We start from the raw sequence: 12,737 nt of genomic DNA on the forward strand, positions 1-12,737 counted from the left end.
GCGCGTAGAGATTGCCCGTTTCACCCTGCGTGCTCTCTTGCGAAAACACGCCGACTCGTCTCTGTTGCTCTGATCCTCACCTCACGGTGGACAGCCGTTAGCTGCTACGCCGCCCTGCGCAGTCCGGACCTTCCTCCAGTGCCGTGTTTCCACGATCGCACCAGCGGCGGTCTGGCTTGCTTCACGGCGCGATTGTCTCATCCGGACATCGTGCTTGCCTCGCGTGCCATTCGACGCAGCCCGTAGGGCTTGCACGTATTCAGATTGGAGCAAGCTTGCGTTCACATTGGCGCCACTTCGCGTGCACCGACGCGTTCTCACGAAAGGCTGCTGATGGATGCTCCTGCCTCTTCCCAATGCGCGTCGAACCGCTCTGCGGCGCAAACTGCGCGACGTCAATCGCCTGATGAGCGCGACAACTCGTACGTGCTGGGCTATGACGGCTTTATCTACGCCGGCTCCAACCTCAAGAGCGGCACCACCGTGCGCCACCCCGCAGTGCTGCTGATCAGTGCCGACTACACGCCTTTTCACCTGACGGTGCGCGAAGGCTCTGTGCAGAGCGCGGTGGCCATGGTGGTGCCCCCGCGCGTGGCCCGCAGCCTCGACGCGCGTGGCGTGCCGCTCCTGAGCATCAACATCATGCCCTCGCATGCTGCCTTCCACGTCTTTCGGGCGATGCAACACGCGGGCGCGATGGCGCTCGACCGGCATGCGTTCAACCAACTCGACGATGGCTTCGAGGCCCTGCACCGGGGCACGGCCACAACCCAAGACGCCGAACGCATCTTCGAGCAGGCGGTGGCCGAAGCCTTGCGCCAACTGCCACCGGCCGCACCGCCCGACCCACGGGCCCTGGCGCTGATACGCCTGCTGGACGCCAACCCCGAGCTCAGCCTGGACGAGCTGGCGCAACAGTGCGGCCACTCGCACCAGGTGATGTCGCGGCTCTTCTCTGCGGCCGTGGGCATGTCGATGCGCGACTACCACAACTGGCTCAAACATCGCCGCGTCTCTGAGGTGCTCTGCAGCCGCAGATCACTGACCCAAGTGGCCTACCAGGCCGGCTTTGCCGACTCATCGCAATTCACACGCACCTTTCAGCGCTGGTACGGGCAAAGCCCTTCGTTCAGCCGCGACCCGAAATCAGTGCGGGTGTTCGTTCATGGCCGCTCCAACCAGACCAACGCACGGCCCGATACGGGCAAGCCTGCTCCGCCTCATGAGGCTGGCTGAGATGCGGCATCGGGCGAAGGCTGCGGGATGATCGCCTGCTGATCGGGCGGCAGCTTGGCGCGCAGCGCGTCCACGCGCTCCTTCTTCTGCTGCGGCGTGAGCGTAGCGTCTTGCTCAACGAAGCTGGCCTCCATGGCAATGCGCGCATAGCCGTCGTAGGGGCCGAACAGCGCCAGCGCCGTGGCTTCGTCGAAGTGGCGGCGCCTCACCGCATCCATCTGGTCGAAGAAGGCGCTCGCCTCCTGCTGATTCGCCGGAATGCCTTTGGGCATCATCTCGTTGCGTACTTCGCCGGTGTAGGCGCGGTAGTCGTTGAAGAGCTTGAGCGCCTTCTCGGCATCTTCCTTCGGCAGGCCTTCGCGCAGCGTGCGCTCCAGCCGCTGCAGGTCTTGCTCCGAGGGCTCTTCGGGCATGGAGTTAAGCACCGCCTCAATCGCCGAGCGGGTGTCGCGGTCGATCACCAGGCCGCCGGCGTAACCCAGCTGGAAGAGGCGCGCGGCATCCAGAGTGAGGCCCATTGCGTCGGTGACCGTGACGGCCCAGGGCGCAGCACCTGGCCGCCCCGGCGCCGGCATGACGCGTGTGCCGGAGGCCGAGGCCACTGCAGCACCGCCGGGGGCCAACACCGCGGGCTCATCAGACGGCCACAGCCAGAAGGCCAGGGCCGCCGCCAGCAGGCCGACAAAAACCGCGAGTGAGACAGGTTTGGTCATGTTGGACACAGGCAAGGTGAAGTGGGCAAGAACGAAGCCGCAAACGAGGCACCAGCATAGCCGCCGACATGGCCTCAAAACCCGACTTGACCTGGGGCATTGAATGCGGCCTCGCTGACACGCCAGCGCTCCCCTCCCCCGCTGCGCGCGTAGCACAAAAATGTGCTGCCGAATTGATCGAATGCGTAGCTCGAAAGCGCCGATGAGAAATCGCTAGTTGCTGCTGAAAAATGGCTCTTCGTTGCTCGGCGAGCCCAGACCCGTCAGCACCGCGCAAAGCCCGTTCACCACATTGCAGGAGACAACATGCGATTCACAAGCTACGCCGCGCATCTCGCGACGGCCTCGATGCTCATTGGCGCCCTGGTCATGTCCGCCGCGGCCAGCGCGCAGACCAACCCCTATGCCCGCGGGCCCAACCCGACCACGGCCTCGCTCGAAGCCAGCCGTGGTCCGTTCGCGTACAGCACGTTCACGGTGACGCGCCCAAGCGGCTTCGGCGCCGGCACGGTGTACTACCCAACGAATGCGGGCGGCACCGTAGGCGCCATCGCCATCGTGCCGGGCTTTTTGGCGCGCCAGTCGAGCATCAACTGGTGGGGCCCGCGCCTGGCCTCGCACGGCTTCGTGGTGATCACCATCGACACCCGGTCGACATTCGATCAACCCGACAGCCGCTCCACTCAGCAGATGGCTGCGCTGCGCCAGGTCGTCGCGCTAAACGGCACGTCCAGCAGCCCGATCTACCGCAAGGTCGACACCACACGCCTGGGCGTGATGGGCTGGTCGATGGGCGGCGGGGGCACGCTGATCTCGGCGCGCAACAACCCGACGCTCAAGGCTGCTGCGCCACAAGCGCCATGGAACAGCTCCACCACCAACTTCTCGGCCGTGACGGTGCCAACCTTGATCTTCGCCTGCGAAAGCGACACCGTGGCACCGGTGAACCGGCACGCCTCGCCGTTCTACAACAGCATGACGCGCAACTCGAAGCAGTACCTGGAGATCAACAACGGCTCGCACTCGTGCGCCAACAGCGGCAACAGCAACCAGGCGCTGATCGGCAAGAAAGGCGTGGCCTGGATGAAGCGCTTCATGGATGAAGACACCCGCTACACACCCTACGCCTGCAGCAACCCGAACAGCACCCGGCTGTCGGACTTCCGCACGGCCAACTGCTCGTGATGCGTGGGTGAAGGTGCCGGGGCCTCAGCGGCCCTGGTACTGCACCTTGTTGGGCTGGCGCTCGGGCGTCAGCGCAAAGAAGTCGGGGTACTTCTTGAAGAGCTTGGTCGAGGGCGCGTTCTTGGCCAGCAGGCCCTCGCCTCGCAGCCGCTCAGCGGCAATGCCCAGCTCCAGCTTGGCGCCGCTGCGCAGCTCGGGCAGCGCTTCGAGGATGCGCAGCACGTCGTCAGGCAATGCCGGCGCCTGAGGCGCCTGGCGCCTGGGCGCCGGCGTTGGTGCCGGGGTTGTTGCAGCAGCTTCCGACCTGCGCGCTGGCGCCCGCTTGCGTGGCGCGCGCGCAGCCACATCGGCCGGCTTCTTCTGGTGCAGCAAATCGACGAAATCGTCGTACACCGGCTTTGAGTCGTCAGCTGTCTTGCCGTGCTGGCCTATGCCTTCGACACGGCAGCCCTTTTCGCGCAGGCGTATGACCAAGGGGGCGAAGTCGGAGTCTGACGAGACGATGACGGCCACGTCGGGCCGCTCGGCCACGGCGAGGTCCATCGCATCGATGGCGAGCGCAATGTCGTTGGCATTCTTGCCGCTGGACAGGTTGACGATAGGGCGTATGGAATGCGCCTTGAAAAGCTTTTGGTGCGTGACCGCAGACTCGGCCGTGCAATAGGCGCGCCGCACGTGTATGGCGCCGTGCTCGGCCATCACCTTGGCCACGGCCTGCTCAATGACGGCGGCCGACACGTTGTCGGCATCGATGAGCAGCATCACCTTCTTGTTTGAGTTCATGCCAGCTTCCAGGCCAGGGTTTCGCCACCGCGCAGTGGCTTGAGCTCGGCGTCGCCGAAGGGCAAGGCCTCGGGCAACACCCAAGCCTCTTTGCGCAAAGTCACCGTACCACTGTTGCGCGGCAAGCCGTAGAAGGCCGGGCCGTGAAAGCTGGCAAAGGCTTCGAGCTTGTCGAGCGCACCGGCGGCCTCAAAGGCTTCCGCGTACAGCTCGAGCGCACTGAGCGCGGTGTAGCAGCCCGCACAGCCGGTGGCGTGCTCTTTCAAATGGGCCGCGTGGGGCGCGCTGTCGGTGCCGAGGAAGAAGCGGTCACTGCCCGAGGCCACGGCCGCCACCAGCGCGCGGCGGTGCTCTTCTCGCTTGAGCACCGGCAGGCAGTAGTAATGCGGGCGCACACCACCGAGAAAAATGGCGTTGCGGTTGTAGAGCAAGTGGTGTGCGGTAACGGTGGCGGCGGTGCGTGGCCCAGCCTCACTCACGTACTGCGCGGCTTCGCGGGTGGTGATGTGCTCGAACACAATCTTCAGCTCGGGGAAGTCTTTGCGCAGCGGGATGAGCTGCGTGTCGATGAACACCTTCTCGCGGTCGAAGAGGTCGATGTCGGGGCTGGTGACCTCGCCGTGCACCAGCAGCAGCAGGCCTTCGCGCTGCATCGCTTCGAGCGTGGCGTAGGTCTTGCGCAAATCTGTCACGCCGGCATCGCTGTTGGTCGTGGCCCCAGCCGGGTAGAGCTTCACGGCCACCACGCCGGCCTGCTTCGCCCGCTTGATTTCGTCAGGCGGCAAGTTGTCGGTGAGGTAGAGCGTCATCAGCGGCTCGAAGCTCAGCCCTTGCGCTTTCAACGACGCAGGCACAGCCGCCAGAATGCGCTCGCGATACGCCACGGCTTGTGCCGCCGTGGTCACCGGCGGCTTGAGGTTGGGCATGATGATCGCGCGGCCAAACTGGCGCGCGGTGTCGGGCACCACGGCAGCAAGGGCAGCGCCGTCGCGCACATGCAAATGCCAGTCGTCAGGGCGGGTCAGGATGAGGTCAGAAGTCATGCGCGGGATTCTCGCATTCACCCTCTGAAACACCCCGGTTCAAGGCGGCTTCAGGGTAGTCGCTAGTGTTGGCTGCACGGGCGTTCAGTAATGATGAACCCATGCGCGACCCCACCCTCGAAGTGACGCAACACGAGCCCGAGGCAGGTGCCGCGCCAGACACCGCCTATGTGCTGAGCCGCGACGGTTTCATCTATGCCAGTGCGCGCATCCACAGCGGCGTGACCGCACGCCCGGGGCCGGTGCTGCTGTTGAGTGCCAATCACGCGCCATTCGAGTTGGGCCTGGCCAACGGCAAGGTCTTGCACGCCAACGCGGCGGTGGTGGCGCCGCGTGTGGCACGCAGCCTGGACGCGCGCGGTGTGCCGCTGCTGAGCTTCAACCTCACGCCGTCGCACCGGTCGTTTCACGTCTTTGCGGCCTTGCGGCGCGCCGGCGTGTTGGCGCTCGACCGCCAAGCCTTCGCCCCCTTAGACGACGCTTTTGTCGTCCTGCACGAAGGCACCGCCTCTGTCACCCTGGCTGAGCAGGTGTTTCGGCAAGCCGTGAGTGAGGCGCTGCGGCAGATGCCACCAGTGGCCGCACCCGATCCGCGAGCCCTGGAGATCTTGCGCATGCTCAAGGCCGAGCCCCAGCTCAGCCCCGACGCGCTGGGGCGGCGCTGCGGGCGCTCGCCGCAGACCGTGTCTCGGCTGTTCTCGTCGGCGATGGGCCTGTCGCTGCGCGACTACCAGAGCTGGCTGCGGCAGCAACCGCTGCTTGAGCTGATGTACAGCCAGCGAACGCTCACCGAGGTGGCGCTCGCCACCGGGTTCAGTGACTCCCCGCAGTTCTCGCGCACCTTTCAACGCTGGTACGGGCAAAGCCCGTCGTTCAATCGCAACCCGAAGTTCGTACGCGTGCGCATGCACCGCGGCGGCAACCCGCCCGCAAACCCTCACGGCCTGGGCTGAGACGCCGCTTCGGCAGGCTCGCCCAGCGGAATCAGTTCTTTGCGGTCTGCGGGCAGCTGGCTCCGCAAGTCGTCTACGGCCTTGCTCTTTTGCTCCGCCGTGAGGTTCGCATCCAACTGCACCAGGCTCGCCTCCATGACCAGCTGGGCATAGCGATCGTCGGCGCCGAACAAGGCGCTTGCAGTCGCGTCGTCGAAGTGGCGGCGCTTCACATCTTCCATCTGGCTGAAGAACGCGCGAGCTTCGTCAGCGGTCTTCGGGATGCCCTGCGGCAGCATGTCGTGCTGCACTTCTTTCGTGTAGGCGCGGTAGTCACCGATCAGCTTGAAGGCCTTCGCTGCATCGGGCGCCGGCAATCCGGCTTGCAGCGTGCGCTCCAGTTTCTCAAGGTCTTGGGCCGTGGGCTCAGGCGGCATGGAGTTGACCAGCGCCTCGATGGACGCGCGCGTAGCGCGGTCAATCACCAACCCACCCGCGAAACCCAGCTCAAACAGGCGCGAGGCATCAAGCGTCAAGCCCATGGCATCGGAAATGGTGACTACATCTTCTTGCGGCGCAGCCGGCGCCACGCTGAAGCCGCGCGTGGTTGAGCCGCCTCCCGCGGTTGATACGGTTGCACGGGCAGGCGCAGTGTCTTCCGCCACCGCCGAGTTGGCGTCGGGGCCCGGCCACCACCAGATGACCGCGACGATCAAGGCTGCCGAGGCTGCACCAAAAAATATTGCACGAGTAGACATTTTTTCGATCATTTGAGGCCTTGCCGACAACCTTGTTCGATCGGGAGCATATCCAAGCCAACCCCGGCATGCGCATTGTTTTGCGCCAGGATTTCAACTTTTCACCTATGAAAACCCTTGCCCGCCGCCATGCACTTCGCGTAACACAAAACGGATGAAATGGCTTGATGCTGGCCGTAGCTCGTAAGCGAGAACATTTAAAAAAGCACGATAGAACAAAAATAGCTGCCTGGTGACAACGGCAGGAACCCTGCAGATTGCCCATCGGCCCGGACGGCTCCGCCGTTTCGGCGACACACAACACAGGAGACATCCCATCATGAAGTTTCAGCAATTCATCAAGGCCACGGTGCTGGCAGGCGCCACCCTGATTTCGGTCAGCGCATTCGCCGTGCAAATCGGCCCGGCCCCAACCAAAGCATCGCTCGAAGCCAGCCGCGGCCCGTTCTCGACCAGCTCGTTCACCGTCAGCCGCCCCAGCGGCTACGGCGGCGGTACGGTGTACTACCCCACGAACGCAGGCGCCACCGTCGGTGCCATCGCCATCGTGCCGGGGTATCTGTCGTACCAGAGCAGCATCAACTGGTGGGGCCCGCGCTTGGCCTCGCACGGCTTCGTGGTCATCACCATCGACACCAACAGCATCTATGACCAGCCCGACAGCCGCTCCAGCCAGCAACTGAAGGCGCTCGACCAAGTGGTATCGCTGTCCAAGACCAGCAGCAGCCCGATCTACAACAAGGTCGACGCGGCACGCACGGGCGTGATGGGCTGGTCGATGGGTGGCGGGGGCTCACTGGTCTCGGCCAAGAACCGTCCGTCGATCAAGGCCGCGGCGCCGCAAGCCCCGTGGAACGGCTCGACCAACTTCTCGGCGCTTACCGTGCCCACGCTGATCTTCGCCTGCCAGAACGACGCTGTGGCGCCGATCGCCCAGCATGCCGTTCCGTTCTACAACAGCATGACGAAGAACCCGAAGCAGTATCTGGAAAAGTCGGGTGGCGATCACTTCTGCTTCAACTCGGCCAACGCAACGGTCGGTTTGAAGGGCGTGGCCTGGATGAAGCGCTTCATCGACGGCGACACCCGCTACACCTCGTTTGCGTGCAGCAACCCCAATGCCTCTGGCTTCTCGGCCTTCCGCACCGAGCGTTGCAACTGAATCGCAGGCTCTGAGTTAGAAAGCCCCGGTTAACCGGGGCTTTCTTTATGGCGTGACTCGTCAGGCCATCAGATTAGCGACGAACCTCATGTTCGCCTTGAGGCGATGCCCCCGCTTCGTTTCGTACTCGTGGTGCATGTGGCGCATGAGGCGTGCCCCATCAACGCAGACAAGCGCACGGGAGCTACTGCAGGAGGCTCAGTGCGCGAGAATCTTCGACAAAAACTCTTTCGCCCGCGGCGAGCGCGCGTCGGGGTTGCCGAAGAAATCGTCGCGGGTGCAGTCTTCGACGATCTTGCCGGCGTCCATGAAGATCACGCGGTGCGCCACCTTCTTGGCGAAGCCCATCTCGTGCGTGACCACCATCATGGTCATGCCTTCTTGGGCCAGCTTGACCATCACGTCGAGCACCTCGCCCACCATCTCGGGGTCTAGTGCCGAAGTGGGCTCGTCGAACAGCATCACGATCGGGTCCATGCTGAGTGCGCGGGCAATCGCCACGCGCTGCTGCTGGCCGCCTGAGAGCTGACCGGGGTACTTGTCTTTGTGCGCCATCAGGCCCACGCGGTCGAGCATCTTGAGGCCGCGCGTCATGGCTTCTTCGGTGTTGCGGCCCAGCACTTTGATCTGCGCCAGCGTGAGGTTTTCGGTCACGCTCAGGTGCGGGAACAGCTCGAAGTGCTGGAACACCATGCCCACGCGGCTGCGCAGCTTGGGCAGATTGGTCTTGGGGTCGGAGATCGAAATGCCGTCAACGACGATGTCGCCCTTCTGTATGGGCTCCAACGCGTTGACGGTCTTGATGAGCGTGGACTTGCCCGAGCCCGAAGGCCCGCACACCACCACCACCTCGCCCTTCTTGATGGTGGTCGTGCAGTCGGTCAGCACCTGGAAAGTGCCGTACCACTTGGAAGCATTCTTGATGTCGATCATGGTGTTTGATCCTGTCAGCGGATGATCTGGATTTTCTTCTGTAGCTGCCGCACAAGCATGGACAGGCTGAAGCACATCACAAAGTACACAACGGCGGCGAGCAGGTAAGACTCGACCGGCCGCCCAAAATTCTTGGCCACGGTGTCAAAGCCGTGGAACAGGTCGTAGGCACCGATGGCGTACACCAATGAGGTGTCTTGGAACAGGATGATGGTCTGCGTGAGCAGCACCGGCAGCATGTTGCGAAAGGCCTGCGGCAGCACGATCAGCTGCATGCACTGTGGGTAGGTCATGCCTACCGCGTAGCCCGCATACACCTGGCCCTTGGGCACCGACTGAATGCCGGCCCGCATGATCTCTGAGTAATAGGCCGCCTCAAACACCGTGAAGGTGATGATGGCCGATACCTCGGCGCCCATGCGGATGCCGGTGAGCAGCGGGATCAGCAGGAAGAACCACAGGATCACCATCACCAGCGGGACGGAGCGCAGCGTGTTGACGTAGAACGCGGCCGGCATCACCAGCCACTTCTTGCCAGACAGGCGCATGAGCGCGAGCACGGTGCCGATCAAGATGCCGCCGATCATGGCGACCAGCGTGAGCTGGATCGAATAGAAGAAGCCCTTGGCGATGAAGCTGGAGACGACGCCCCAGTTGACGAAGCTGAAGTCGAGGTTCATTTGCCCCCCCCGATCATGCCGGGCACTTGCAAGCGGCCCTCGATGAAGGTGGCGATGCGGTTGATGGCGAAGGCCGAGATGAAATACAAGATCGTCACGGCGAGGTACATCTCCACCGGCCGCGAAGTCTCTTCACCCGACTGCATGGCAAACATCGTGAGCTCGGCAATGCTCACCGCAAACGCCACCGAGGAGTTCTTGATGATGTTCATCGACTCCGACGTGATGGGCGGGATGACGATGCGAAACGCCATCGGCAGGATCACGTAGCGGTAGGTCTGCGGCAGCGTGAGGCCCATGGCCAGGCCCGCATAGCGTTGGCCCTTGGGCAAGGCCTCGATGCCGGCCTTGACCTGCTCGGCAATGCGCGCCGAGGTGAAGAAGCCCAGCGCGAACACCACCAGCACGAAACTCGGTATCGCCCGCAGCGACAAAAAGAGCGTGGGGATCACGTGGTACCAGAGAAAGATCTGGACCAAGAGCGGAATGTTGCGGAAGAGCTCGGTCCAGGCATTGCCCAGGAATCGCAGGCCCGCGCTGGGCACGGTGCGCAAGATGCCCATCAGCGAGCCGACGAGCAAGGCCACCACCAGCCCAAGCAAGGCCACCGACAGCGTCCAGCCCCAGGCAGACATCATCCACTGCAGATAGGTTTGGCCGCCCCCTGTGTCTCGCAGAAATATCTGCCAGTCCCATGTACCCAAGGCCCACCTCCGAATGCTTGTCTTGCCAACAACAAAAAGGCGCGGCGCGGTGGAACCGCTGCCGCGCCTGCGCACTGTAAGCAAGCCCCGCGCCAAATCGCGCTAGGGCTTACCTCAGGGGCCGCCTACTTCTTTGCGTAGTCTTCCATCGGCTTGTCGTTGGGGTTGGCCCAAGCATTCTTGGTGGCGTCGCTCAGGGCCAGGCCCACCTTGGTGTTGGTCGGCGGGATAGGCTGCAGGAACCACTTGTCATAGAGCTTGGCCAGGTCGCCGCTCTTGATCATGCCCTTGATGCTGTCGTCGACTGCCTTCTTGAAGGCCGGGTCGTCCTTGCGAATCATGCAGGCGATGGGCTCGACCGACAGCACTTCGCCAACAATCTTGTAATCGGCCGGGGCCTTCGACTTGGAGATGTTGCCGGCGAGGATCTGGCCGTCCATCACGAAGGCATCGGCGCGGCCCGACTCCAGCAGCAGGAAGCTGTCGGCGTGGTCCTTGCCGAAGAGCTCCTTGAAGTCAACGCCCGTGGCGCGCTCATGCTTGCGCAGCGTTTGCACCGAGGTCGTGCCGGTGGTGGTGGCCACCGTCTTGCCCGCGAGCTGGCCGATGTTGGTGATGCCCGAATTGGCCTTCACCGCAATGCGCACTTCTTCCACATAAGTGGTCATGGCAAACGACACGTCTTTCTGGCGCGTGGCGTTGTTGGTGGTGGAGCCGCACTCAAGATCCACCGTGCCGTTTTGCACCAGCGGGATGCGGTTCTGCGAGGTCACGGGCTGGAACTTGACTTCGAGCTTGGCCAGCCCGAGTTGCTTTTGCAGGTCAGCGGCCACGCGCTGGGCCATCTCAGTGTGGAAGCCGACGTATTTGCCATCACCGAGGGTATAGGCCAGCGCACCGGAAGATTCGCGTGCCCCCAGCGTGATGGAGGCACTGTCTTTGATTTTCTTCAGTGTGTCTTCGGCGTGAGCCGCGCCGAGCGCCAACATCGTGGCGAGGGCAAGCATAGTTTTCTTCATATTGAACTCCTTCTGGTTGAGGAATCGAAAAGCGAACTGAAAAGCCGACAGCAACGATTCTAGAGACGGTGGCCTACGGGGAACCACGTAGAAAGCCCAATGCAGGTGTGCGCCAACGAGAGCAGGCTCTGGCGGTCAATTGCAATTTGCGTTCCCCGCCTAGGGGGCAGCGGGGCCACGCAGAAAATCCCACAGCGCCTGCGCTCCAGGCTTGGTATGGCGCGCCATCTCGGGCCGCTCGCGGTAGATGCGCACCTCCATCGACAACTCGCAGCTGCCCGGCGCCGAGGCACGCACCAGGCGGCTGACGCGCGTTTCTTTCTCGACCGAGCTGTTGGGCAGAAAAGCCAGGCCGTGGCCTTCGAGCGCCATGGCCTTCAGGCCTTCGGCCATGTCGGTTTCATAGATCGGGTCGAGCAGCAAAGGCGTGGGCGACAGCTTCACGATCTGTTCGACCAAGCGGCCGAGATAGGCGCCCGAGGCGTAGCTTAGAAAGGGCACACGCTCGCCCGGCTTGGCGGGCAGACGGAACAGGGGCTGGCCGTTGGCATCGGCCTTGGCGTAAGGCGCGAGCGTCTGGTGGCCCACGCTGAGCATCTCGTAGCGGTCGGGGTTGAGCTGCAAGGGCTGCGAGGGGTGGTGATAGGCGATCAACAGGTCGCAGCTGCCTTCGGTGAGCAGCATCACCGCGTCGTGCACGTTCAGCGCCATCAGGCGACTCTTGAGCGCGCCGAAGCGCTGGCGCAAGTCCATCACCCAGTGCGGGAAAAAGGTGACCGCCAACGAGTGCGGCACGGCGAACTCGATCATGTCTTGCCCCGCCACCTGATGGCTGTGCATCATGTTGCGTGTGGTCTGCAGTGCGCCCAGGATTTCAAGCGCCTGCGAACGAAAGGTCTCGCCGGCGGGCGTGAGGCGCGTGGGGTAAGACGAGCGGTCGACCAGGTCGATGCCGGCCCAGGCCTCAAGTGCCTGAATGCGACGCGAGAAGGCCGGTTGGGTAACGTGGCGCAACTGCGCCGAACGCGAAAAGCTGTGCGTCTCGGCCAGGCTCACGAAGTCTTCGAGCCACTTGGTTTCCATCGTCGGGGCGCCGGGTTGTGGGAGACGGTGGCGAGCATAGCGCCCGCACCTGGGCGATCTGCTCAGGGCTTGCCACAACCGACCACGGCGAGCTTGTCAAGGGCAAACCCAAACAGATACGTCTTCCGTGACTCCTTGCAGTTGTGCACAGCCTGTTTCATCGGACTGGCGGACATTCGCAGCACACGCCGCCCGGCTCAACCCATGCACACGATCATGACCCCCTCCATTCGTCCAAGCGCAGCGTGCAAACACGGCGTGCTGGCGGCGCTGTGCGCAGCAGTGTTTGTGGCCGCCTGTGGTGGCAACGACCCAGCCCCCAACGCGCCGGTTGGGCCGCCAGCGTCGCCCCCGCCCTCGCCGTTACCTGCACCTGCACCCGCACCTGCACCTGCACCTGCACCTGCACCTGCACCTGCACCCGCACCTGCACCTGCACCTGCACCTGCACCTGCACCTGCACCTGCACCTGCCTCGGGCTCCCTGATCAAGCTGAGTGCCGCCAC

At 63.7% G+C, this 12,737-nt stretch carries 14 protein-coding genes; 5 read left to right on the top strand and 9 right to left on the bottom strand.

Annotated features, from left to right (window positions below; all coding sequences use genetic code 11):
• Positions 1-333 precede the first annotated feature (333 nt).
• Entirely contained in the window at positions 334-1,236 is a 903-nt protein-coding gene (locus AC30QB_RS17755) for a helix-turn-helix domain-containing protein (RefSeq protein ID WP_489547587.1), read from the top strand.
• Here AC30QB_RS17755 and AC30QB_RS17760 read toward each other — a convergent pair.
• Positions 1,221-1,949, bottom strand: a complete 729-nt coding sequence (locus tag AC30QB_RS17760) for a lipase secretion chaperone (RefSeq protein ID WP_489547588.1) — start codon at positions 1,947-1,949, stop codon at positions 1,221-1,223. The genes AC30QB_RS17755 and AC30QB_RS17760 overlap by 16 nt on opposite strands.
• Positions 1,950-2,255: 306 nt before the next feature.
• Here AC30QB_RS17760 and AC30QB_RS17765 point away from each other — a divergent pair, with 306 nt between their 5' ends.
• Complete coding sequence (locus AC30QB_RS17765; RefSeq protein WP_489547589.1) at positions 2,256-3,134, top strand: poly(ethylene terephthalate) hydrolase; 879 nt, start codon at positions 2,256-2,258, stop codon at positions 3,132-3,134.
• A gap of 24 nt (positions 3,135-3,158) precedes the next feature.
• Here AC30QB_RS17765 and AC30QB_RS17770 read toward each other — a convergent pair whose 3' ends face one another.
• Both AC30QB_RS17770 and pyrC read right to left on the bottom strand, forming a co-directional pair.
• The gene (locus AC30QB_RS17770; RefSeq protein ID WP_489547590.1) at positions 3,159-3,917 is read right to left on the bottom strand and encodes an NYN domain-containing protein; all 759 of its coding nucleotides are present in this window, start codon (positions 3,915-3,917) and stop codon (positions 3,159-3,161) included.
• Positions 3,914-4,960 (bottom strand): dihydroorotase, encoded by a 1,047-nt coding sequence (pyrC, locus tag AC30QB_RS17775; protein WP_489547591.1) that lies wholly within the window; start codon positions 4,958-4,960, stop codon positions 3,914-3,916. Before pyrC ends, AC30QB_RS17770 begins: the two co-directional genes overlap by 4 nt.
• A 101-nt stretch (positions 4,961-5,061) precedes the next feature.
• Between pyrC and AC30QB_RS17780 the strand changes: the two genes are divergently transcribed.
• A complete protein-coding gene (locus AC30QB_RS17780; protein ID WP_489547592.1) occupies positions 5,062-5,913 on the top strand; it encodes a helix-turn-helix transcriptional regulator in 852 nt (283 codons plus the stop codon).
• Here AC30QB_RS17780 and AC30QB_RS17785 read toward each other — a convergent pair.
• Positions 5,898-6,650 (bottom strand): lipase secretion chaperone, encoded by a 753-nt coding sequence (locus AC30QB_RS17785; RefSeq protein WP_489547593.1) that lies wholly within the window; start codon positions 6,648-6,650, stop codon positions 5,898-5,900. The genes AC30QB_RS17780 and AC30QB_RS17785 overlap by 16 nt on opposite strands.
• Before the next feature lie 319 nt (positions 6,651-6,969).
• Between AC30QB_RS17785 and AC30QB_RS17790 the strand changes: the two genes are divergently transcribed.
• Positions 6,970-7,812, top strand: a complete 843-nt coding sequence (locus AC30QB_RS17790) for a poly(ethylene terephthalate) hydrolase family protein (protein ID WP_489547594.1) — start codon at positions 6,970-6,972, stop codon at positions 7,810-7,812.
• Positions 7,813-8,010: 198 nt separating this feature from the next.
• Here the strand turns inward: AC30QB_RS17790 and AC30QB_RS17795 are convergent, their stop codons facing one another.
• From AC30QB_RS17795 to AC30QB_RS17815, 5 genes are all read right to left on the bottom strand, one after another.
• Positions 8,011-8,745, bottom strand: coding sequence for an amino acid ABC transporter ATP-binding protein (locus AC30QB_RS17795; RefSeq protein WP_489547595.1), 735 nt, complete (start codon positions 8,743-8,745; stop codon positions 8,011-8,013).
• A gap of 14 nt (positions 8,746-8,759) precedes the next feature.
• Positions 8,760-9,425, bottom strand: coding sequence for an amino acid ABC transporter permease (locus AC30QB_RS17800; protein ID WP_489547596.1), 666 nt, complete (start codon positions 9,423-9,425; stop codon positions 8,760-8,762).
• Positions 9,422-10,129 (bottom strand): amino acid ABC transporter permease, encoded by a 708-nt coding sequence (locus AC30QB_RS17805; RefSeq protein WP_489547597.1) that lies wholly within the window; start codon positions 10,127-10,129, stop codon positions 9,422-9,424. Before AC30QB_RS17805 ends, AC30QB_RS17800 begins: the two co-directional genes overlap by 4 nt.
• 125 nt (positions 10,130-10,254) lie before the next feature.
• On the bottom strand, positions 10,255-11,148 hold the full coding sequence (locus AC30QB_RS17810; protein ID WP_489547598.1) for a transporter substrate-binding domain-containing protein: 894 nt from the start codon (positions 11,146-11,148) through the stop codon (positions 10,255-10,257).
• Positions 11,149-11,307: 159 nt separating this feature from the next.
• Positions 11,308-12,231 carry a LysR substrate-binding domain-containing protein gene (locus tag AC30QB_RS17815; protein WP_489547599.1) on the bottom strand — a complete coding sequence of 308 codons (924 nt, stop codon included), beginning with the start codon at positions 12,229-12,231 and terminating at the stop codon, positions 11,308-11,310.
• Positions 12,232-12,447: 216 nt separating this feature from the next.
• On the opposite strand from AC30QB_RS17815, the gene AC30QB_RS17820 reads away from it, so the two are divergent.
• Positions 12,448-12,737: hypothetical protein (locus AC30QB_RS17820; RefSeq protein WP_489547600.1), on the top strand; the 290-nt coding region annotated here is incomplete at its 3' end.

The organism is Rhizobacter sp., assembly GCF_046595475.1.
Taxonomy (GTDB): domain Bacteria; phylum Pseudomonadota; class Gammaproteobacteria; order Burkholderiales; family Burkholderiaceae_C; genus Rhizobacter.

Coding starts and splice junctions, on each gene's coding strand:
- AC30QB_RS17755 (WP_489547587.1), top strand. CDS start 334: ATGGATGCTCCTGCCTCTTCCCAATGCGCGTCGAACCGCTCTGCGGCG.
- AC30QB_RS17760 (WP_489547588.1), bottom strand. CDS start 1,949: ATGACCAAACCTGTCTCACTCGCGGTTTTTGTCGGCCTGCTGGCGGCG.
- AC30QB_RS17765 (WP_489547589.1), top strand. CDS start 2,256: ATGCGATTCACAAGCTACGCCGCGCATCTCGCGACGGCCTCGATGCTC.
- AC30QB_RS17770 (WP_489547590.1), bottom strand. CDS start 3,917: ATGAACTCAAACAAGAAGGTGATGCTGCTCATCGATGCCGACAACGTG.
- pyrC (WP_489547591.1), bottom strand. CDS start 4,960: ATGACTTCTGACCTCATCCTGACCCGCCCTGACGACTGGCATTTGCAT.
- AC30QB_RS17780 (WP_489547592.1), top strand. CDS start 5,062: ATGCGCGACCCCACCCTCGAAGTGACGCAACACGAGCCCGAGGCAGGT.
- AC30QB_RS17785 (WP_489547593.1), bottom strand. CDS start 6,650: ATGTCTACTCGTGCAATATTTTTTGGTGCAGCCTCGGCAGCCTTGATC.
- AC30QB_RS17790 (WP_489547594.1), top strand. CDS start 6,970: ATGAAGTTTCAGCAATTCATCAAGGCCACGGTGCTGGCAGGCGCCACC.
- AC30QB_RS17795 (WP_489547595.1), bottom strand. CDS start 8,745: ATGATCGACATCAAGAATGCTTCCAAGTGGTACGGCACTTTCCAGGTG.
- AC30QB_RS17800 (WP_489547596.1), bottom strand. CDS start 9,425: ATGAACCTCGACTTCAGCTTCGTCAACTGGGGCGTCGTCTCCAGCTTC.
- AC30QB_RS17810 (WP_489547598.1), bottom strand. CDS start 11,148: ATGAAGAAAACTATGCTTGCCCTCGCCACGATGTTGGCGCTCGGCGCG.
- AC30QB_RS17815 (WP_489547599.1), bottom strand. CDS start 12,231: ATGGAAACCAAGTGGCTCGAAGACTTCGTGAGCCTGGCCGAGACGCAC.